22 protein-coding genes are annotated in these 21,103 nt (G+C 50.5%); 15 read left to right on the forward strand and 7 right to left on the reverse strand.

All coding sequences use genetic code 11. From position 1 onward, the window contains the following. Positions 1-106 precede the first annotated feature (106 nt). Entirely contained in the window at positions 107-403 is a 297-nt protein-coding gene (locus JNC80_RS04375; RefSeq protein ID WP_376709601.1) for a hypothetical protein, read from the reverse strand. Here JNC80_RS04375 and JNC80_RS04380 point away from each other — a divergent pair. The 5 genes from JNC80_RS04380 to leuB all read left to right on the forward strand — a co-directional run bounded on the left by JNC80_RS04380 (position 397) and on the right by leuB (position 4,504). Beyond that, positions 397-912 carry a prolyl-tRNA synthetase associated domain-containing protein gene (locus JNC80_RS04380; protein WP_075653812.1) on the forward strand — a complete coding sequence of 172 codons (516 nt, stop codon included), beginning with the start codon at positions 397-399 and terminating at the stop codon, positions 910-912. The two genes, JNC80_RS04375 and JNC80_RS04380, sit on opposite strands and share 7 nt — an antisense overlap. A 140-nt stretch (positions 913-1,052) precedes the next feature. Then, the gene (gene trxA, locus JNC80_RS04385; protein ID WP_151158902.1) at positions 1,053-2,120 is read left to right on the forward strand and encodes a thioredoxin; all 1,068 of its coding nucleotides are present in this window, start codon (positions 1,053-1,055) and stop codon (positions 2,118-2,120) included. Positions 2,121-2,193: 73 nt separating this feature from the next. Next, positions 2,194-2,892, forward strand: coding sequence for an LON peptidase substrate-binding domain-containing protein (locus tag JNC80_RS04390; RefSeq protein WP_075653808.1), 699 nt, complete (start codon positions 2,194-2,196; stop codon positions 2,890-2,892). Between the two features lie 24 nt (positions 2,893-2,916). Continuing rightward, positions 2,917-3,108 carry a Trm112 family protein gene (locus tag JNC80_RS04395; protein ID WP_022709272.1) on the forward strand — a complete coding sequence of 64 codons (192 nt, stop codon included), beginning with the start codon at positions 2,917-2,919 and terminating at the stop codon, positions 3,106-3,108. Positions 3,109-3,391: 283 nt separating this feature from the next. Then, positions 3,392-4,504, forward strand: a complete 1,113-nt coding sequence (gene leuB, locus JNC80_RS04400) for a 3-isopropylmalate dehydrogenase (RefSeq protein ID WP_376709602.1) — start codon at positions 3,392-3,394, stop codon at positions 4,502-4,504. A 77-nt stretch (positions 4,505-4,581) separates the two neighbouring features. Here the strand turns inward: leuB and JNC80_RS04405 are convergent, their stop codons facing one another. After that, complete coding sequence (locus JNC80_RS04405) at positions 4,582-6,459, reverse strand: MFS transporter (RefSeq protein WP_376709603.1); 1,878 nt, start codon at positions 6,457-6,459, stop codon at positions 4,582-4,584. 360 nt (positions 6,460-6,819) lie between these two features. Here JNC80_RS04405 and JNC80_RS04410 point away from each other — a divergent pair, with 360 nt between their 5' ends. Together JNC80_RS04410 and JNC80_RS04415 are read left to right on the forward strand one after the other, a co-directional pair. Continuing rightward, on the forward strand, positions 6,820-6,978 hold the full coding sequence (locus JNC80_RS04410) for a hypothetical protein (protein ID WP_210215493.1): 159 nt from the start codon (positions 6,820-6,822) through the stop codon (positions 6,976-6,978). A gap of 104 nt (positions 6,979-7,082) precedes the next feature. After that, on the forward strand, positions 7,083-8,114 hold the full coding sequence (locus JNC80_RS04415; protein ID WP_376709605.1) for an aspartate-semialdehyde dehydrogenase: 1,032 nt from the start codon (positions 7,083-7,085) through the stop codon (positions 8,112-8,114). A gap of 54 nt (positions 8,115-8,168) precedes the next feature. On the opposite strand, the gene JNC80_RS04420 is transcribed toward JNC80_RS04415, so the two are convergent. Next, a complete protein-coding gene (locus JNC80_RS04420; RefSeq protein ID WP_121992240.1) occupies positions 8,169-9,014 on the reverse strand; it encodes a YihY/virulence factor BrkB family protein in 846 nt (281 codons plus the stop codon). Between the two features lie 169 nt (positions 9,015-9,183). Here JNC80_RS04420 and JNC80_RS04425 point away from each other — a divergent pair, with 169 nt between their 5' ends. From JNC80_RS04425 to JNC80_RS04455, 7 genes are all read left to right on the forward strand, one after another. Further along, complete coding sequence (locus tag JNC80_RS04425; RefSeq protein WP_376709652.1) at positions 9,184-10,041, forward strand: SDR family oxidoreductase; 858 nt, start codon at positions 9,184-9,186, stop codon at positions 10,039-10,041. Positions 10,042-10,300: 259 nt separating this feature from the next. Beyond that, positions 10,301-10,492 carry a twin transmembrane helix small protein gene (locus tag JNC80_RS04430; protein ID WP_376709606.1) on the forward strand — a complete coding sequence of 64 codons (192 nt, stop codon included), beginning with the start codon at positions 10,301-10,303 and terminating at the stop codon, positions 10,490-10,492. A gap of 35 nt (positions 10,493-10,527) precedes the next feature. Beyond that, entirely contained in the window at positions 10,528-11,133 is a 606-nt protein-coding gene (locus JNC80_RS04435; RefSeq protein ID WP_376709607.1) for a cob(I)yrinic acid a,c-diamide adenosyltransferase, read from the forward strand. A 521-nt stretch (positions 11,134-11,654) separates the two neighbouring features. Next, on the forward strand, positions 11,655-12,404 hold the full coding sequence (locus JNC80_RS04440) for an electron transfer flavoprotein subunit beta/FixA family protein (RefSeq protein WP_022709362.1): 750 nt from the start codon (positions 11,655-11,657) through the stop codon (positions 12,402-12,404). A gap of 23 nt (positions 12,405-12,427) precedes the next feature. Next, positions 12,428-13,357, forward strand: a complete 930-nt coding sequence (locus JNC80_RS04445) for an electron transfer flavoprotein subunit alpha/FixB family protein (RefSeq protein ID WP_075653796.1) — start codon at positions 12,428-12,430, stop codon at positions 13,355-13,357. Between the two features lie 179 nt (positions 13,358-13,536). Further along, positions 13,537-14,418: a 3-hydroxybutyryl-CoA dehydrogenase gene (locus JNC80_RS04450; RefSeq protein ID WP_022709364.1), complete on the forward strand. Its 882-nt coding sequence runs from the start codon at positions 13,537-13,539 to the stop codon at positions 14,416-14,418. Positions 14,419-14,634: 216 nt separating this feature from the next. Continuing rightward, positions 14,635-14,763 carry a hypothetical protein gene (locus tag JNC80_RS04455; RefSeq protein WP_321209210.1) on the forward strand — a complete coding sequence of 43 codons (129 nt, stop codon included), beginning with the start codon at positions 14,635-14,637 and terminating at the stop codon, positions 14,761-14,763. A gap of 117 nt (positions 14,764-14,880) precedes the next feature. Here the strand turns inward: JNC80_RS04455 and JNC80_RS04460 are convergent, their stop codons facing one another. Further along, on the reverse strand, positions 14,881-15,324 hold the full coding sequence (locus JNC80_RS04460) for a DoxX family protein (RefSeq protein WP_116088558.1): 444 nt from the start codon (positions 15,322-15,324) through the stop codon (positions 14,881-14,883). Positions 15,325-15,664: 340 nt separating this feature from the next. Then, positions 15,665-16,633: a cysteine synthase A gene (gene cysK / locus JNC80_RS04465; RefSeq protein ID WP_022709764.1), complete on the reverse strand. Its 969-nt coding sequence runs from the start codon at positions 16,631-16,633 to the stop codon at positions 15,665-15,667. Between the two features lie 393 nt (positions 16,634-17,026). Between cysK and JNC80_RS04470 the strand changes: the two genes are divergently transcribed. Then, the gene (locus JNC80_RS04470) at positions 17,027-17,476 is read left to right on the forward strand and encodes a universal stress protein (protein WP_022709763.1); all 450 of its coding nucleotides are present in this window, start codon (positions 17,027-17,029) and stop codon (positions 17,474-17,476) included. 66 nt (positions 17,477-17,542) lie between these two features. Here JNC80_RS04470 and typA read toward each other — a convergent pair whose 3' ends face one another. Both typA and mgtE read right to left on the reverse strand, forming a co-directional pair. Next, positions 17,543-19,360, reverse strand: coding sequence for a translational GTPase TypA (typA, locus tag JNC80_RS04475; protein ID WP_022709449.1), 1,818 nt, complete (start codon positions 19,358-19,360; stop codon positions 17,543-17,545). A gap of 222 nt (positions 19,361-19,582) precedes the next feature. Then, a complete protein-coding gene (mgtE, locus tag JNC80_RS04480) occupies positions 19,583-20,971 on the reverse strand; it encodes a magnesium transporter (protein ID WP_376709609.1) in 1,389 nt (462 codons plus the stop codon). Between the last annotated feature and the right edge of the window lie 132 nt (positions 20,972-21,103).

The following is a 21,103-nucleotide window of genomic DNA, read 5'->3' on the forward strand; positions in this document are numbered from 1 at the left end:
ACACCCGCTCGCGCCAGTTTGTTGGTTAGGCCTGCGCTATATGGCAAAAGCCTGAGTGATTTGCAACAGGAAATCTGCAAAAACTTCAAACAGTTTTGTGTATAATTCAGGAAGCCCTGAATACAGGCATTTTTCGCACGGCTGGATGGCCTGATATATCGGGAAGTACCGTTTTAAGGTGCATAAATCCTTGTAATGATTCGATCTTGAACCCTGCGAGCAGGATATTTTGAGCGCAAATAAATGAGTCGAAGCATGGTGCAGTCATTAATTTGAGGCTGTTGTCGTGAAAGCGGCGGCATTTTTGTTTCAAACGCATATCTTTGTCGTTTTCTTGCAGCTTTTTATGCTTGTCTTGTAAGAGATATGCAGCCTGCTTTGGAGGAGAAGACAAAAATGCCAAAAACCACTGCTGATTTGCATGATTATCTCGATACGCTCGGGATCAAGGTACAAACTGTTACGCATCCGCCTCTGTTTACAGTTGCCGATTCTCAGAATTTGCGCGGGGAAATTGCCGGTGGCCATACCAAAAATCTTTTTCTGAAAGACAAGAAAGACAATTTCTTCCTTGTGACTGTTGAAGAAGATGCGGTTGTTGATCTCAAAACCATTCATACGCTGATCGGTGCTGCCAGTAAGGTCTCTTTCGGCAAACCGGAAAAGCTGATGGAATATCTGGGGCTTATACCGGGTGCCGTATCTGCATTCGGTGCGATTAATGATACGCACCATCAGGTCAGCATCATTCTGGACGAAGCCTTGATGCGTCATGAGATTATCAATGCGCATCCGTTGACCAATGAGGCGACGACCTCGATTCACCGTGATGATTTGCTGAAGTTTCTGGAAGCCACCGGACATGAAGCGCGTATAGTGTCTGTCAGCACTGCAGAAACAGCTCCGGCTTAAAGCGGGGCTTGAAAGCGCCGCTGAAAATGCCGAATTAACATGGCAGAGATATTATATTCTGCCATAATTACAGCATGGCTCGCAGTCAGCTGAATTTATGATGTAATATGGCTACGGGAAGAACGGATTAAGGGACGACAATGAACAGCGCTAATAATCCTTATGGCGGTAACCCTTACGGGGCAACTTATGGCCAAGCCTCCGGTCAGGGTAATACCAGCGTGACCTATAATACGTCCGCTGAAACTGCAGCTCCGGCAGAGGCTGAAGACAGTGCCGGGGCGCTGTCATCGCTGGCGGGTTTTGGCAGTTCTGATTCCGCAGCCGGTTTGATTAAAGATACAACGACTGCGGGCTTTGCAGCGGATGTTATCAGTGAGTCCCGCAATCAGCCGGTGCTGGTGGATTTCTGGGCGCCGTGGTGCGGTCCGTGCCGTCAGTTGACACCGCTGATTGAAAGCGCTGTCAATGCTGCGCAGGGCACAGTCAAACTGGTGAAAATGAATATTGATGACCATCCGGTCATTGCCGGACAATTGGGTATTCAGTCGATCCCAGCCGTGATTGCTTTCGTCAATGGGCAGCCGGTTGACGGTTTCATGGGTGCTTTGCCGGAAAGCAAAATCAAAGAATTTATTGATAAGGTTGCCAAAAGCGCCGGTGCAAAAAGCGGCCCTCAGGCTGCGATTGAAGAGGCACTGGCTGCTGCACAGGAAATGCAGGAGCATGGCGAACCGGATCAGGCTGCACAGATTTATGCAGCGGTTTTGCAGAATGTGCCGGATAATGTGACTGCTCTTGCCGGTCTGGCCGAGTGCTTGTTTGATCTGGGCGAACTTGAAAAAGCACGCGAAGTGCTTGCTCAGGTGCCGGATAAACAGAAAGACGATGCGAAAATCCGCGCCGTTGAGGCGCGTCTCGCTTTGGCAGATCAGGTTGCGCATCTTGGCAATCCTGCTGAGTTACAGGCACGACTGGCTGCCAATCCGGACGATCATCAGGCACGTTTTGATTTGGCAATGATTGCCAATGCACTGGATAAACGTGAGGAAGCCGCTGACGGTCTTTTGGCGATTATGAAAGCGGATCGTACATGGAATGATGATGGTGCACGCAAGCAGTTGCTGCAATTCTTTGAAGCATGGGGCTTTAAAGATCCGGCAACTTTGAACGGTCGCCGTAAATTGTCGTCGCTGCTATTCTCCTGAGCAGCGGGCACAGTTGTTAAATTATGATACAATACCGGAACAGTAATCCGGTATTGAGATGTGAGGTGAATTTATGCAGGCGGGCAATGTCCATTACCGAAAAGCGTCAGACTTACCGGAAGTGATTCCTGTATTTCCGCTGGTAGCCGGTCTGCTTTTACCCCGCGGGCAAATGCCTCTGAATATTTTTGAACCGCGTTATCTGGTGATGGTTGATGAGGCTTTGGCCGGTGACCGTGTGATCGGGATTATTCAGCCGCAAATCGTCAATGGTGTTGCAGTGCAAGATAAAGAAGGCGCTGCCAAAGGCACGGACAGGCCGGAGCTGAGTGCGGTCGGCTGTCTCGGACGGATCACCTCCTATACTGAAACCGGTGATGGCCGTGTGCTGATTACATTGCAGGGCATTTGCCGTTTCCGGCTGGAGGAAGAACTGCCGGTGCCGCATCCGTTCCGTATGGCGCGGATCACACCTTATCTGCAGGATCTCGAAGAAGAGCAGGGCGAAAAAGAGGTTGATCGTGAAGCGCTGTTGCAGGCATTCCGCGATTATCTCGAAGCCAATGGTCTTGAGGCGGATTGGGAAAGCATTGCCAAGGCAGGCAATGAAACACTGGTCAATGCGCTGTCAATGATGTCGCCTTTTGGTGAGGCGGAAAAACAGGCTTTGCTGGAAGCGCCTGATCTGAAAACCCGTGCGGAAACTTTGGTTGCGATTACTGAAATTGCTCTGGTACGCAACGGCGATGATTATGGTTCAGGCTTGCAATAGCCTGAGAATATATGGGTCTGAAGTATGCACGATCAGGATAGTATAAAGCAGATCGATCCGAAAATGCTTGAATTGCTGGTTTGCCCTCTGACCAAGGGCGTGCTGGATTATGACCGCGAGCACAGCGAGCTGATTTCTAAAAAGGCAAAACTGGCCTATCCGGTGCGGGAAGGCATACCGATTCTGCTGGCATCGGAAGCCCGCTCTTTAGATTAAAATACATCTCTCAAAGCGATAAGTGTCTAAGCGGCAAAGCAGACGGAAGTATTTTCATCCATGGCTGCATGCCGTTTAGGATTATTGCGAGAATCGCAAAAATATGAGTCAAATCTTGCGTTTGACACTTCCCCCTCTCTGAGATTCTGGGCTATGAATAACGCGAATTTTTCGCGTGAGCGCTTTGCCTTTGAGATTAATTGCGGGGGGAGGGTGCTCTGAATTTAAAGAAGATCGCTGGCGGGAACAGACCGTCCGGCGATCTGAAAAAAGGCATGGCATTATGGCGACCAGAAAACTGTTTCTTCTGCCCGGCGACGGCATCGGCCCTGAGTCAATGGCGGAAGTCCGCAAAATCATCACTTATCTGAATGAAGAAAAAGGCCTCGGCTTCGAGACAGACGAAGGCCTCGTGGGCGGTTCCGCCTATGATGTCCATGGTCAGGCGATTTCAGAAGGCGATATGGAAAAGGCGCTCGCCGCTGATGCCGTGTTGTTTGGTGCTGTTGGTGGCCCGAAATGGGACAGCGTGCCTTATGAAGTGCGTCCGGAAGCTGGTCTGCTGCGTCTGCGTAAAGATCTGGCGCTGTTTGCCAATCTGCGCCCTGCAATCTGCTATCCGGCACTGGCTGATGCCTCGTCGCTGCGTCCGGAAGTCGTTGAAGGTCTGGATATCCTGATCGTTCGCGAACTGACCGGCGGTGTGTATTTCGGTGAGCCTAAAGAAATCATTGATCTGGGCAATGGTCAGAAGCGCGGTATCGATACGCAGGTTTATGAAACCTATGAAATCGAGCGTATTGCCGGTGTGGCTTTTGAACTGGCGCGGACACGCGGCAACAAAGTCACTTCGATGGAAAAACGCAATGTGATGAAATCCGGCGTGTTGTGGAACGAAGTTGTCACCGCAATCCATAAAGCAAAATATGCTGATGTGCAGCTTGAGCATATGCTGGCGGATGCCGGTGGTATGCAGCTGGTACGCTGGCCGAAACAGTTCGACGTGATCGTAACCGATAACCTGTTCGGTGATATGCTGTCTGACGTTGCTGCTATGCTGACCGGTTCGCTTGGTATGTTGCCATCCGCTTCGCTCGGTGCGCCAGATGCAACAACAGGCAAACGCAAAGCGCTGTATGAGCCGGTACATGGTTCGGCACCGGATATTGCTGGCAAAGGCATTGCCAATCCGATTGCAATGATTGCTTCTTTCGCAATGTGCCTGCGCTACTCCTTCAACCTGATTGAAGAAGCAGATCGTCTGGAAGCTGCCATTGCTGCGGTTCTTGATGATGGTATCCGTACCGGTGATATCTGGTCGGAAGGCTCGAAGAAAGTCGGTACTGTTGAAATGGGCGACGCAATTCTCGCCAAGTTCAAAGCATTGTCTGCTTAACATCTATAATAACCGATTGATCATAAAAAACCGCCGGAGCAATGCTGCTCCGGCGGTTTTATTTTGCAGCAGAGTTTTTACTCTACGTGATTGAGGTCACGGTCTTTGGTTTCACGTACAAAGATCAGACCGATAATCAGAGTCATCAGAGCGATAATGATCGGATACCAGAGGCCGTAATAAATATCACCTTTGGCAGCGCTCATCGCAAACACGGTTGCCGGAAGAAGACCACCGAACCAGCCGTTACCAATATGGTAAGGCAGTGACATACCGGTATAACGGATGCGGGTCGGGAACATTTCCACCAGAATAGCGGCAATCGGGCCATAAACCATCGTCACATAGATCACCAGAATGGTGAGGATCAGAATGGTCAGCGGCCAGTTTACTTCATCCGGATCGGCAACCATTTTGAAGGTGCCTGCATCAGGAATGGTATAAACTTTCTGTTCGCCGATTGTTGCGGCATCAGCTGCCGCAACCAGTTTGGCAGCAACCATCTGATCGGCTGTCATGCTGACGGATTCACCGGCGCGGATCGTATCTGCATTCAGCGACAGTTCCGGATTGGCGGCAACAAATGCATCCAGCTTGGCATCCGGTACTTTGGCAGCATTACGCACCAGAGGGAAGCCTGCTTTTTGCAGAGCCAGATTCACATCGTGAACAAAAGCCGGTGCACGGGTTGCGGCATCGGCACCGGTCGCATCATAGGATGTGATGGTGCTTTCACCGATTTTCACACTTGCTGGTGTGCCTGCTGCGCCGGTTTCAACCGTATAAGGAACAGAAGAGCGGGACAGGAAGGCGGTTGCCACGTCACAGGATGTGGTGAATTTGGCTGTACCGACCGGATTGAACTGGAAAGTACAATCGCCCGGTGCTGCGGTGATGGTTGCGCTGATGGTGGCTTCTGCACGGGCAAGCGCCGGATTGGCGGCTGCTGTGAGGGCTTTAAACAGCGGGAAATAGGTGAAGATTGCCAGTGCCAGACCTGCCATGATGATCGGCTTGCGGCCGACTTTATCCGACAGCCAGCCCCAGAACAGGAAGAACGGGGTTGCGATCAGAAGGGCAATAGCAATCATGATATTGGCCGAGATGCTTTCAACCTTCAGCACGTTTTGCAGGAAGAACAGCGTATAGAACTGACCGGAATACCAGACCACAGCCTGACCGGCGGTGAGGCCGAACAGGGCAATCAGAGCAATCTTGGCGTTTTTCCAGTGACCAAAAGCTTCTTTCAGCGGAGCCTTGGACTGTTTGCCTTCTTCTTTCATTTTCTTGAAAGCAGGGGATTCACTCATCTGCATACGGATCCAGACGGAAATACCGAGCAGAACGACTGAAATCAGGAACGGAATACGCCAGCCCCATGCTGCAAATTCTTCAGCTGTCATGGAATTCTGGATCAGCAGAATGACCACCAGAGACAGGAAGAGACCGAAAGTCGCGGTAGTTTGAATCCATGAAGTATAGAAACCACGGCGTCCGTTTGGTGCATGTTCAGCCACGTAAGTGGCCGCACCGCCATATTCACCGCCAAGTGCGAGACCCTGCAGCATGCGCAGACCAATCAGAATGATCGGTGCGATAATGCCGATAGATGCCGAGCCCGGCAACAGACCGACGAGGAAGGTGGAAAGTCCCATCACCACAATGGTGACAAGGAACGTATATTTACGGCCTACCAGATCGCCGATACGGCCAAAGAACAACGCGCCGAACGGGCGTACAAGAAAGCCCGCCGCAAAAGCCAGCAGCGCGAAAATATTACGGGTTGTTTCAGGATATTCACTGAAGAAGGCAGCACCGATATAAATTGCCAGTGAGCCGTAGAGATAGAAATCATACCATTCAAATACTGTACCAAGAGACGAGGCAAAAATAACTTTGCGCTCCTCCTTGGTCATTTTAGGGGCGCGTTCACGCGCACCATCAATTGCTGCCATAATTTGTCCTCCCGGATAAACCCTGCGGCAGTTCCCTTATTGCCACCGGGTGTTGATTATTCTCAGCCTTTCAATATGCGGAATTCGTCTCGTAGCCGGTGTGGCCGGAGGTGCCTGCAGTCGCGCGGTTTCTATTGCCGCCTGGCAAAGCAGTCGCAGACAGAATGAACTGAAAACGGGATTTGCGTCAGTATTCTTTAGTATAATAATGGTGAAATATTTTTCTTTACGGCGCGGATGCGAACGCAGCTTATTGGAAATTTGGTATTTTCTTAAACATTTGGCGGCTTTGACGACATAAACGGCAATTGACTCTTGGCAAAATCGCGTTAAAAGCAGCAGTGAATTAGGAGACAGCGCGTGGAATCCCTCGCTTTGCCATCAGTTTTGCCAGCATTTTCCGGAGATTTCTCCGGCGGCGGAGCTATGGGTGTAGCTTCTCCTGCATTCGGTATTACCAAAACGGCCATGATTGCCCTGAAGACAATCACCTCGAAAACGACCACCAAAACGGTCTGATCCCTTGGCCTGCTCACCCTCTCCCGGGTTAGGCCCGGGGCGGAGAACCTGCGTGGCCACGGGTTTTCTGGTGTGAAAGCGGAGAGGGACAGGAGATTTTTCACATGGGTTTCAAAGTTGCTGTTGTCGGCGCCACAGGTAATGTGGGGCGCGAAATGCTCAATATTCTCGAAGAGCGTGGTTTTCCGGCTTCTGAGGTGGTGGCTCTTGCTTCCCGCCGCAGTCAGGGTTCGGAAGTGTCTTACGGCGATAAGACACTGAAAGTTAAAGCGCTCGACACCTATGATTTTTCCGATACTGACATTTGTCTGATGTCGGCCGGTGGTAATATTTCCAAGGAATGGTCACCAAAAATCGGCGCGCAGGGTTGCGTGGTTATCGATAATTCTTCCGCATGGCGCTATGATGCCGATGTGCCGCTGATCGTGCCGGAAGTCAATCCGGATGCGATTGACGGTTTCCGCAAGCGCAATATCATTGCCAATCCGAATTGCTCGACTGCCCAGCTCGTTGTTGCTCTCAAGCCTTTGCATGATGCGGCCACCATCAAGCGTATTGTTGTTGCAACCTATCAGTCGGTTTCCGGTGCCGGTAAAGAAGGTATGGACGAGCTGTTCCAGCAGTCCCGCGCGGTTTTTGTTGCTGATCCTGTCACAGCACAGAAATTTACCAAGCGCATTGCTTTCAACGTTATTCCGCATATTGATTCCTTCATGGAAGACGGCTCCACCAAAGAAGAGTGGAAAGTCATGGCCGAAACCAAGAAAATGCTGGATCCGAAGATCAAAGTTTCCTGCACTGCCGTGCGTGTACCAGTCTTTATCGGTCACTCTGAAGCTGTGAATATTGAATTCGACAAGCCAATCAGCGCTGATGAAGCCCGTGATATCCTGCGTGATGCACCGGGTTGTCAGGTTGTTGATAAGCATGAAGACGGTGGTTACATCACCCCTTATGAAAGCGCCGGCGAAGACGCGACATTCATTTCGCGTATCCGTGATGACATCACACTGGAAAACGGTCTTTCCATGTGGATTGTGGCGGATAATCTGCGCAAAGGTGCAGCACTGAACACGATTCAGATCGCTGAATTGTTGCTGGAGCGTAATCTGATCAAGCCGAAATCAGCTGCCTGATTTTTGAGAAAATAATAAAGAAAAAGGCGCGGTCTCCGCGCCTTTTTTGTATCCTTATTGCTGTTCGCGATTGCGGTATTGCATGATAGCGGCGTTGATTTCTGCGCCAATGATGAAAATCGCGGCAATAATATAGAGAAACACAATCGCCACCATGATCGATGCCAGACCGGCATAGGTGGTGACATAGCTGGCAAAGCTTTCAAGATAACGGGCAAAGGCGGTTGCACCGGCCAGCCATGCAATCAGTGTCAGCGCAATACCGGGCAGAATATCCAGCAATGATCTTTGTCCGGCCGGCAGCCAGATATGCACGACAAATAGTCCGAAAACCAACACCGAAAGCGCAATTGCATAGCGCCAGAAACCGAATGAAATCGACATGGTTTCCAGTGCGGGGACCCATTGTTCTGCAAGACGGATGGCCAGCGGCGCAAGCACCAGCAGAAAGCTGATGGCCATGATGCTGAGCGTGGCGATAATCACAAAGCCAAGGCTTTGCGCACGGCAAAATAGAATAGAGCGGGTATCTGTCACGCGATAGGCGCGGTTGAGTGCTACACGCAAAGCTTCCACGCCATTGGAGGCAAAATAGGCAGCGGCAATCACACTGAGGGTCAGGAGGTCACCGCGCGGAATCGTCAGAACATTTTGCACTTCACGGGCAATCGGAGCGGCAATGGCGGGAGGCCATGTATCAAAAATCACATGGACCGCTGTCTCGGCAAAAGCATCTGCGCCAAGAAAGCTGGCAAGTGCTGTTGCAAAAATCAGAAACGGAAACAGCGCCATCAGGCCGGAGAGGGCGATATGGGATGCGAAAGCCCAGCCATCATCGGATATAAAATGACCGATTGCATCAGTTGTGATCTGTCGCAGGAAGCGGATTATCTTTCGCATAGACAGAAAATTCCTTTAGTTCGGCTCATTCGTTTTCGTCTGTGGCAGAGCTGATTACAAGTTTGTGTGGTATAACTGACCACAAGTCAAAAATTCAACGTGTATAAAAACTCTGCGGACAGGAATTGCAATGATATCAGCCCGCAAACCAACGGATAAAGATCAGCATATGGCCAAAAATGTGCAAATTCCATCTGCGCAGCAAAGAACCATTTTAATCACCGGTTGTTCCAGCGGCATTGGTGCTTACTGTGCGCAGGCTCTTAAAGAGCGCGGCTGGCGGGTTTTTGCCACTGCCCGTAAAGAACAGGATCTGGCCTATTTGCGGGAACAGGGTTTTGAGACCTTTTATCTGGATTATTGTGAGCCGGAGTCGATTGCTGCTGTGGCTGAGAGTGTGCTTAACCTGTGCAACCATAAGCTCGATGCGCTGTTTAATAATGGTGCCTATGCACAGCCGGGCGCGGTGGAAGACTTGCCGATGGAGGCTCTGCGTTTGCAGTTCGAGGCCAATTTCTTCGGCTGGCAGGATTTGACGCAGCGGCTGATTCCTGCAATGCGGGCGAGTAAACAGGGACGTCTGGTGCATTGTTCATCTATTCTCGGTCTGGTGCCGATGAAATGGCGCGGGGCTTATGTTTCATCCAAATTTGCATTGGAAGGGCTTATGCTGGTGCAGCGCATGGAACTCGAAGGTTCCGGCATCTCTGTTTCCATGATCGAACCAGGGCCGATTACCAGTAAATTTGCAGCCAATGCGGCGGCTTATGCGCAAAAATATATTGATATGGACAATTCCGTTCATGCAGAAGATTACCGGCGGCAATTCGCAAAATTACAAAGCGGCGGCACGAAATCCTCTGTGAAGCTGGGGCCTGATGCTGTTTATGAGGTTCTGTTGCATGCGTTGGAAAGTGATCGTCCGCGCCCGCATTATCCGGTTACCCGTCCGGCAAAACTCGGCATACTTGCCAAACGCCTGCTGCCTGCACGCTGGCTTTATAAAATGCTGGCTGATCAGTCGTAAAAGAACGCAAGTACACTGCATTATCCTAACGCAAAACCGCTGCACACTTTTGCGGGAAATGCTGGTTTGTTTAGCCGCATTGTCCATACGCAAAACCGCTGCGCACTTTTGCGGGAAATGCTGGTTTGTTTAGCCGCATTGTCCTAACGCAAAACCGCTGCACACTTTTGCGGGAAATGCTCTATCTGCCGCAAAAAGCTTCTGTTACACATTGAGCGGGAAAGACGGAGGATTGCTGAAAAGCAATCGGGAGGAAAGAATGGACAGCGGTTTTAAATTTGCAGGGATCATTGCCATGATTGCCGTGGCGATTGTTCTGTTGCTGGGTTTGCGCAATATGATGCGCAACGGCGATGGTAATACATCCAACAAGCTGATGCGTCTGCGTATTATGTTTCAGTTCATTGCCGTGGTGCTGATGGTTGGTGCATTATATTTTGCCCGCCGCTAATTGCACTTGTATGAGCAGTAACCGGTGAGGCATTTTTGGTTAAGCTGAATAAAATTTACACGCGTACCGGTGATGACGGTACAACAGGTCTGGCCTGCGGCCCGAGACGCAGAAAAGATGATCTGCGCATCGTGACCTGTGGTGATATTGATGAGCTGAATGCATCGATCGGTATGGCACGGCTTTATACCGCGCTGATCCTGCCGGATGTTGATGCTATGCTGACAAGGGCGCAAAATGATCTTTTTGACCTCGGTGCTGACATTGCCACCCCCGCTGCTGTTTCAGATCCTGCCTCCGGCACTGCTGCAGATCTCGGCTATGAGCCTTTGAGGATTGTGGACAATCAGGTTGACCGGCTGGAACAGGAAATTGATGTGCTGAATGCACAGCTGGAACCGCTTCGCTCCTTTATTTTGCCCGGTGGTTCACCGGCCGCCGCGCATCTGCACATGGCCAGAACGATTGCACGACGTGCAGAGCGCGCCATGGTGGCACTGGCGGCACAGACTGATGAGCAGGTTTCAGGTGCTGCCCTGCGTTATATCAATCGTTTGTCTGATCTGCTTTTTGTGGCTGCCCGTATTGCGAATAATCAGGGGCGGGATGATATTTTATGGATACCGGCGCTGACACGCTAAGAGCATGTCGCGGAAAAGTGGGCACCGGTTTTCCGATAACGACATGCGTAAAAACAAAGGATAGAGCGAGCGCAGTGGGTGGAATTAAATGCGACATGCTCTAAGAGCGCATTCTGGAAAGTGTATGCGCCTTCGCGGGGAAATCAGTCACCGGACTGATTTCTTATCCCGCTACGATCAGATCAAAATGCGCGTTAATCTTTGTATATTTGCGACATCATCCGTCATGTTTCGAAGATAGTTATGATGATATTTCATAGCCCTTCTGCCGGTTATGATTGACCTCTCTATGGTTCAGAATTACGGTCTTATGAAATTTCTGAAATCTCCGTCAAAAATTGACGGTGCATCAGGCGTGTTTGCGATAGAGTTTTGGTATGTCGGCTTCAGGCAAGTTGTTTATGAGGCCATGCTTTAAAACTGTATCTGACTGAGAGGCAGGCGGACACAGGCAAGAAAAGGGCTTATGTCCGGTCGAAGAGAGCAGCAAATGCTGCTCAAGTGGAGAGGATCTTAACCGAATGAAAGTTCTGGTCGCAGTTAAGCGGGTTGTTGATTACAACGTCAAAATCCGGGTGAAAAGTGACGGTTCAGGCGTTGAGCTGACCAATGTCAAAATGTCGATGAACCCGTTTGATGAAATCGCGGTTGAAGAAGCGCTGAAACTTAAAGAAGCCGGTAAAGTTTCTGAAGTTGTGGTTGTGTCTATCGGACCTGCACAGGCGCAGGAAACCCTGCGTACCGCTCTGGCGATGGGCGCAGACCGCGCTATCCTCGTGAAAACCGATGATGCTGTCGAGCCGCTTGCCGTTGCAAAGATTCTGAAAGGCGTTGTTGCCGCAGAAGAGCCGAAGCTGGTTATTCTCGGCAAACAGGCGATTGATGATGATGCGAACCAGACCGGTCAGATGCTTTCTGCATTGCTTGGCTGGGCACAGGCAACTTTTGCCTCGGAAGTACAGCTCTCAGACGCTTCTGCCAATGTGACCCGTGAAGTTGACGGTGGTTTGCAGACGATTGAAGTCAAGCTGCCTGCGATTGTCACGACCGACCTGCGTCTGAACCAGCCGCGCTATGCTTCTCTGCCGAATATTATGAAGGCGAAGAAGAAGCCGCTGGATGAGAAGGCACCGGCTGATTACGGTGTTGATACTGCGCCGCGTCTGAAAATCCTCAAAACCGAAGAGCCTTCCGGCCGTAAAGCCGGTGTGAAAGTGGCTTCCGTTGCTGAGCTTGTTGACAAGCTCAAAAACGAAGCAGGCGTATTGTAAGCGGTCAGGACAGGAAAACGATTATGGCTATTCTTCTTTTTGCAGAACACGATAATGCAAGCCTCTCTGACCAGACTGCAAAGGCTCTGACTGCTGCGCTCGCTATCGGCGGTGATGTGGATGTTCTGGTTGCGGGTAAAGGCGCCAAAGCTGCTGCTGATGCTGCGGCCAAGCTGAAAGGCGTACGCAAAGTCCTGCTCGCTGAGAGCGATGCACTGGAAAACCGTCTGGCCGAACCAACCGCAGCATTGCTGGTTGCTCTTGCCGGTTCCTATGACACTGTAATTGCTCCGGCGACCACTTCGGGTAAAAACGTGCTGCCACGCGTTGCAGCACTTCTCGATGTGGCGCAGGTTTCGGAAATTACCGAAGTTGTGTCTCCGACAGTCTTCAAACGTCCGATTTATGCGGGTAATGCGATTCAGACTGTTGAAACCACAGATGCCAAGAAGGTTATCACTGTGCGTACCGCTTCTTTTGCGGCTGCCGGTGAAGGCGGTTCTGCTGCGGTTGAGAGCGTGGATGCAGGCAATGATCCGGCTGTGTCGAAATTTGTTGAGGCAAAAATCTCCGGCGGTGACCGCCCTGAGCTGACTTCAGCGAAAATCATCATCTCCGGTGGCCGTGCACTTGGTTCCGCTGAGAAATTCAACGAAGTGATCACACCGGTTGCAGACAAGCTCGGTGCTGCTATCGGCGCGAGCCGTGCGGCTGTTGATGCGGGTTATGCACCGAATGACTGGCAGGTTGGTCAGACCGGTAAAGTGGTTGCGCCACAACTGTATATCGCTTGCGGTATCTCCGGTGCGATCCAGCATCTGGCCGGTATGAAGGATTCCAAAGTGATCGTTGCGATCAACAAGGATGAAGAAGCACCGATTTTCCAGGTTGCGGATTATGGTCTGGTTGGTGACTTGTTCACTATTTTGCCGGAGCTTGAAAAAGCACTTTAATCAGGATCATGACAATCAGGCATGATTGTCTCTGATATTATAACGCGTCCGGATATTTAATCCGGGCGCGTTTTGCTTTAATCAGGGATAGACTTATCTGCATGAGACTGCTCATGTAGGCGGAGAAAAATTGGCGTTATTGCTGTAAATTTATTGATACGAAGGGATCGGAGCGGATCATGAGTTTTACAATCAAAACAGTGGGTATCATCGGTGCAGGGCAGATGGGCAATGGTATTGCTCATGTTTGCGCGCTGGCAGGTTACGATGTGCTCCTGCATGATGCTTCGCTTGAGCGACTGGAAAACGGTATTGCCACCATCAGCGGTAACATGGCGCGTCAGGTTGCTTCGGGCAAACTGGCTGAGGAAGCGCGCATTGCCAGTCTTGCGCTGATTAAGCCGGCCAAAACCATGGCTGATCTGGCACCTTGCGATCTGGTGATCGAAGCTGCAACGGAAAATGAAGCCATTAAGAAACAGATTTTTGCGCAGGTCTGCCCGCATCTGCACAGCAATGCTATTTTGGCAACCAATACATCTTCAATTTCAATTACCCGTCTGGCTGCTACCACTGATCGTCCTGAACGCTTTATCGGTATTCATTTTATGAATCCGGTGCCGGTGATGAAACTGGTTGAACTGATCCGCGGTATCGCCACAGAAGAACCGACTTTCGCCGTTGCACAGGATTTCGTGCAGAAGCTGGGCAAAACCATTACGGTTTCCGCTGACTTCCCTGCTTTTATCGTCAATCGTATTTTGCTGCCGATGATTAATGAAGCGATTTATACGCTTTATGAAGGTGTTGGCACTGTGGACGCCATTGATACAGCCATGAAGCTTGGTGCCAATCATCCGATGGGGCCGTTGCAGCTGGCCGATTTCATCGGGCTGGATACTTGTCTGTCGATTATGCAGGTACTTTATGAAGGACTGTCGGATTCGAAATATCGTCCGTGCCCGCTGCTGGTGAAATATGTTGAAGCCGGTTGGCTCGGACGTAAAACCGGTCGCGGTTTCTATGACTATCGTGGTGACGAACCGGTACCGACCCGTTAATATTTTGAGTGCATAAATTGCTGAAAACCCTGCATTTGATCAAGAAATGCAGGGTTTTTTGTCGGGTTAATAAATAAAAGGTTATTTTTAATCGCTCATTAAGTATGTGAATTCACTTCGTGTTCACCTTTCTTCGCTAATATTTACCTTAAATTCACTGTTGTGATTTGTGCTTCAGCAAAAATAATAATGTTAAATTAATCAGGGTGTAGTGTGATGGGTCTGATCGTTCAGTTTCGTCAAATTTTTAAAATTATTCGCGAGTTTCTGGCACCAAGCTATCGTCCGGAGCGCCATTATATGCGTGGCCCGGGTCCGGCCTGTGCTGCCCGTCATTCGCACTAAAGCGATCTCTGTGCGCCCGCTGGGCGCATAGGTATTAGCTTTACTGTTTTCCGGATAGCTCCCAGATCCGGTCAACTGAAAATGAATAAAGCCGGCTCATGAGCCGGCTTTTGTATTTCAGAACTGTTTGCCGATCAGGCGATCCAGCGACAGGCGTCCGCTACCGGCTACGCTCAGATACATGAAGACACCGAACCAGACGGTTGAAAGCTGGAAACCGCTGCCGCGCGGGATCATCACCATCACCAGAATAACAATCATTTGTATGAAGAGCATAAAGGCGAGGGGGCGGGTGAACAGGCCGATCGCTATGGCTATGCCCCCTATAAATTCCAGAATACTGGTGAAATAGGCCAAAGGGATTGCCGGTTCCAGCCCCAGTTGCCGGAACAATTCGATATCGCGTGGCATGTCGCCGTTGAACAGCTTCTCCCAGCCGAAGAAAGCCATGATACCGCCGCTGGCCGCACGCATCACTGCATAGGCAATATCATGAAAACGGGCATAAACAGGCGCCAGAAATGGCAGCATTAAAGATGGTTCAGAAAGTTTGTCTGTCATAGATCAGTTGCTCTGCGCTTGGATTGTTTGCGTTTCACGTGAAATCTTTTTTGTATTTTCCTGAGATAGACGAACTGAAACATAGGTTAAGTGTATTAAACCGTACGGTTCGATTCTTGTTTCCCATTTAACAGAACCGGATATTTTTCTGATATGAATTTTGCGTGATGAAAGAGACTGCACATGAGAGACCAGTGCCTGATGTGCTGTATCGGGCATGGGTGACAAAGCATTCGCTTTATATTTACGGCAGCGCTTCTGCACTGGAAACCAAAGAGTTACATAAAAAAAACCGGCACGATTGCGCCGGTTTTATAGCTGATGGTTTTAAGCAGGCAGATCAGGCATCAAGCCCGTCGAACAGAGCGGTTGAGAGATAGCGCTCGGCAAAGGACGGAATAATAACGACAATGTTTTTGCCTTTATTTTCCGGACGTTTACCTACTTCCACAGCAGCTTTCAGTGCCGCACCGGAAGAGATACCGACCGGAATACCTTCAACTTTGGCGATCTGGCGTGCAAAAGCGAATGCATCTTCATTGGCGACCTGAATGATCTCATCATAAACGCCGGTATCCAATGTTTTTGGCGCAAAGCCTGCGCCGATGCCCTGAATTTTATGAGGCCCCGGATTGCCACCGGAAAGCACCGGCGAATCCTTTGGTTCAACCGCGACGACCTTGAATGACGGTTTGCGTGCTTTCAGCACCTGCCCAACACCGGTGATCGTGCCGCCGGTACCGATGCCGGAAACCAGAATATCCGCTTCACCATTGGTGTCATTCCAGATTTCTTCCGCTGTTGTTTTGCGGTGAATTTCCGGATTCGCGGCATTTTCAAACTGCTGCGGAATAATTGCGTTCGGATTGCCTGCAGCCAGTTCTTCCGCTTTGGCAATAGCACCTTTCATGCCTTTTGCGCCTTCGGTCAGCACCAGTTCCGCACCCAGCAATTTGAGCAATTTACGGCGCTCAATCGACATGGTTTCAGGCATGGTGAGAATCAGGCTGTAGCCTTTGGCGGCGGCGGCAAAAGCCAGTGCGATACCGGTATTACCGGATGTCGGCTCGATAAATACGGTTTTACCCGGAACAGCTTTGCCTTCGGCTTCAAGGCTTTCAATCATAGCCAGACCAATACGGTCTTTGACACTGGCCAGCGGGTTAAAGAATTCGAGTTTAACGAGAAGATTGGCGACCACGCCGTTTTCGCGGGCAAATTTATCCGCACGGACAAGCGGTGTGTTGCCGATTGTATCAATAATAGAAGAATAAATACGGCCGCGGCCTGGTTTGTTAGAATCGCTCATACCAAATCTCCTGATCTTTTCGCAAAGCATAGAGCCTGACCGTTCAGGATTATAGAAGCAGGCTTCCAGAATGCAGGGGTAACTTAGAATATTATTCTATCAATGTGAAATATTAGAATTATTTTATAGCATGAGGGCGGGGCGGGAGCCGCAGTTCAGCATATTCCATATAGTTTTCAGGCTGTTTTCGATGCGGGAAATCACAATCATTTTGATCCTGATCAATGTATTTGAGCCTGTTCATTCCTAGATTTATATTATGATGTGTCTCACAGGAGTCTATTCTGAACATTGCGTGTTTGTGGCAATGCCGATTGAAAAACCGGAACAGAAACACACATATAATAGACAGGGTGCATTCCGGCGGATGCTGTAAAAGGGAAAGACGAGAACATGTATAAACATATTTTAGTGGCGACTGATGGTTCGGAGCTTGCCAATAAAGGGCTGGAACAGGCAATTGGTCTGGCCAAAGAACTTTCCGCTAAAATTACAGTGCTGACTGTAACGGATCTGTTTCCGAGCTACGGCATTGTTGTGGCGCCGGGTCTGAGCACTTCACCTGAAATTTTTGAAGAATACCGCACCTCCATGGCAGAGCAGGCAAAAGCCATTGTGCAGCAGGCGATCGCCAAAGCGCGCGATGCCGGTGTGACTGTTGAAGGTCTGCATATTGAAAATCAGTCACCGGCTGTGGGTATTGTTGAAGCTGCCGAGACCCATCAGGCTGAACTGATTGTGGTTGCATCGCATGGCCGCCGTGGCATGAATAAGCTTTTGCTGGGCAGTCAGGCAGCAGAAGTTCTGTCACTGAGCAAAATACCGGTTCTGGTTGTTAAGTAACCGGCCTTGAGTTCTTCAGGGAATAAAAAAACGGCGCTTTAAGCGCCGTTTTCTTTTTAAGCAAGATTACATGCCTTTGGACTTCGAGAAACGCTTGCGTTCATTCGGATCCAGATAGAGCTTACGCAGACGGATGGATTTTGGTGTTACTTCCATCAGTTCGTCATCCTGAATCCAGGACAGAGCGCGTTCCAGAGTCATGCGGATCGGCGGGGTCAGCTTAACAGCTTCATCCTTACCGGATGCGCGCATGTTGGTCAGCTTCTTGCCTTTCAGCACGTTGACTTCCAGATCGTTGTCACGGGTATGAATACCAACGATCATGCCCTGATAAACCTTGGTACCGGCATCGATAATCATCGGACCGCGGTCTTCAAGGTTGAACATTGCATAGGCAACCGATTCGCCCTGATCATTGGAGATCAGCACGCCGTTGTTACGTCCGCCGATTTCGCCTTTGTGCTGCTGATATTCGTGGAACAGACGGTTCATGATCGCTGTACCGCGTGTGTCAGTCATCAGTTCAGACTGGTAACCGATCAGACCGCGGGTCGGTGCAAAGAATACCAGACGAACGCGGTTGCCGCCGGATGGACGCAGCTCAACCATTTCTGCTTTGCGTTCAGACATTTTCTGAACAACAGTACCGGAATATTCTTCGTCAACGTCGATAACGACTTCTTCTACCGGTTCCAGCAGATTGCCGTCTTCGTCTTTGTGCATCACAACGCGCGGACGGGAAATGCTCAGCTCGAAGCCTTCACGACGCATGTTTTCGATGAGAACAGCAAGCTGCAATTCACCGCGGCCGGAAACATAGAACGAATCTTTGTCTTCGGATTCTTCAATGCGCAGAGCAACCGAACCTTCAGCTTCTTTCAGCAGACGGTCGCGGATAACACGGCTGGTAACTTTGTCACCTTCGGTGCCGGCCAGCGGGCTGTCATTCACGATGAAGGACATGGTAACGGTCGGCGGATCAATCGGCTGAGCCTTCATGGCTTCGTTGATTGAAGGATCGCAGAATGTGTCAGCCACGGTGCCTTTGGAAAGACCGGCAATAGCAACGATATCGCCTGCCACACCTTCTTCAATGGCAGTACGTTCCAGACCACGGAAAGCGAGGATCTTGGAAATACGACCGTTTTCCAGCAGCTTACCGTCCTGACCGAGCACTTTAACCGACTGGTTCGGCTTCAAAGTACCGGAATGGATACGACCGGTAATGATACGGCCGAGGAACGGATCGGATTCCAGAATGGTACCGATCATCGAGAACGGGCCTTCAGCAACCTTTGGTGCCGGAACGTGCTTGACGATCAGATCGTAAAGCGGAGCCAGACCCTGATCGCTCGGACCTTCCGGGTTTTCTGCCATCCAGCCGTTACGGCCTGAACCGTAAAGGATCGGGAAGTCGAGCTGTTCGTCAGTCGCATCGAGCGCTGCGAACATGTCGAAAACTTCGTTGATGACTTCTTCATGACGACCATCCGGACGGTCGATCTTGTTGATCGCAACGATAGGACGTAAGCCCAGCTTCAGGGCTTTACCGACCACGAATTTGGTCTGAGGCATCGGGCCTTCAGCGGAGTCAACGAGAACAACAACACCGTCAACCATCGAAAGGATACGCTCAACCTCACCGCCGAAGTCGGCGTGGCCCGGAGTATCAACGATATTGATGCGTGTATCTTTCCAGACAGCGGAAGTTGCCTTGGCAAGAATGGTGATGCCGCGCTCGCGCTCGATATCGCCGGAGTCCATCATGCGTTCGGTAACGCGTTGATTGTCGCGGAATACACCGGACTGTTTCAGAAGTTCGTCAACCAGGGTCGTTTTGCCGTGGTCAACGTGTGCGATGATCGCGATGTTGCGCAATTGCATTGAGTTATCACTCTGAATAGGGGGTTGGGACGCTTAAGGATATCCCTCGTGAACGCCGCAGATAATGGGGCGCTCTTACAGGTTTTTCGCCAATTTTAAAAGGGGGCGGGCTGATTTTAGCATATTGCATATCTCATTGCTGCTGTGCACTGACTGCATAAAAAGCCTGACGGACATTTTCAGCATAAGAAAAAGGCCGGAAAATTCCGGCCTGTTCCGAGGTTAAAGCAGTGTTCCGGTGAGGAAAATAACCGCAACACTGAAATAGATGACCAAGCCCATCACATCGACAAGTGTGGCCACAAAAGGTGCAGAGGCGCTGGCCGGATCAAGACCGAGACGCTGCAGAACAAACGGCAGCATCGAGCCGGAGAGAGAGCCGAACAGCACAATACCGATCAGGGCCACGGCAATTGTAATGCCGATCAGCACCCAATGCTCACCGTAATCATAGAGGCCGGTTTTCTGCCAGATTGCGATACGGACAAAGCCGATCAGGCCCAGCATGGAACCCAGCGCCAGACCTGTTGGTATTTCGCGCAGTGCCACACGCCACCAGTCACCGAGTTTGAGATCCTGCAATGCTAAGGCACGGATCAGCAGGGATGTGGCCTGCGAGCCGGAATTACCGCCGGAGCTCATAATCAGCGGAATGAACAGTGCCAGAACGATGGCTTTTTCCAGTTCCACTTCAAAATGCTGCATGGCACTGGCCGTCAGCATTTCACTTAAGAAAAGAATGCAAAGCCAGCCGCCGCGTTTACGCAGCATTTCGAAGAAGCTGATCTGCATATAAGGCTTGGTGAAAGCCTCCATACCACCGAATTTATAGGCATCTTCCGAAGTTTCTTCGGTCATGGCGTCCAGCACATCGTCCACGGTGACAATGCCGATCAGGTGGTGCTGTTCGTCCACAACAGGAATTGCCAGAAGATCGTGCTTGCGGAACAGACGTGCGACTTCTTCCTGATCCATCATTGGCGGAATTGTCAGCGGTTCCTGATCACGGCCGACTTCTGCAATACCGGCTTGCGGATTGGCAGTGATGAGACGGCGCAGTGATACCACATGCTGTAAAATGCGGGTTTCCGGATTTTCAACATAGATGGCATAGACCGTTTCACGGGAGCGCTCGACCTGCCGGATATGAGCTAAAGTCTGTTCGACTGTCCATGTGGATGGCACAGCGATAAATTCTGTTGTCATCAGACCACCGGCGGTATCGGCCGGATAGCCCATCAGTTTTTTCAGCGCGGTTTTGGTTTCCGGCGAAAGAATTGAAAACAGACGGTTGCGGGACGGCCAGTCCAGATCATGGAAGATGTCTGTTGCACGGTCTGCAGACATGCCGTTCAGGATCTCTGCAGCGCGTCCGTTATCCAGACTGTCAATGATTTGGTCTGCATAATGCAGTTCCGGCTGATCCAGAAAAAGAACAGCCTGTTCGGTTGAAATGCTGCGGAATAAAGTGACCTGATCGTCGAGATCAAGCTCGTTAATCAGTTCAACAGCATCACCTGTACGCAATTGGCCGATCTGTTCAAGCAGCGCGGAGATTGCAAGATTCGTTGTATCGAGAGCAGCACGGAAGGTGCTGTTATTGTTGTTCATTGGTTTGCCTCTCTGTCGATCCGCCGTCATGGCAGATCGTGACAAACCAATCGCTCCTGCGATCAGGTCAGATCTGCCATTGACGGCATAAACAATCGACTGTGACTGTCGCTGGGCATAAGAGTAAAACTC

Origin of the sequence: Pseudochrobactrum lubricantis (genome assembly GCF_041929865.1) — a bacterium.
In the GTDB taxonomy this organism is placed as follows: domain Bacteria; phylum Pseudomonadota; class Alphaproteobacteria; order Rhizobiales; family Rhizobiaceae; genus Pseudochrobactrum; species Pseudochrobactrum saccharolyticum.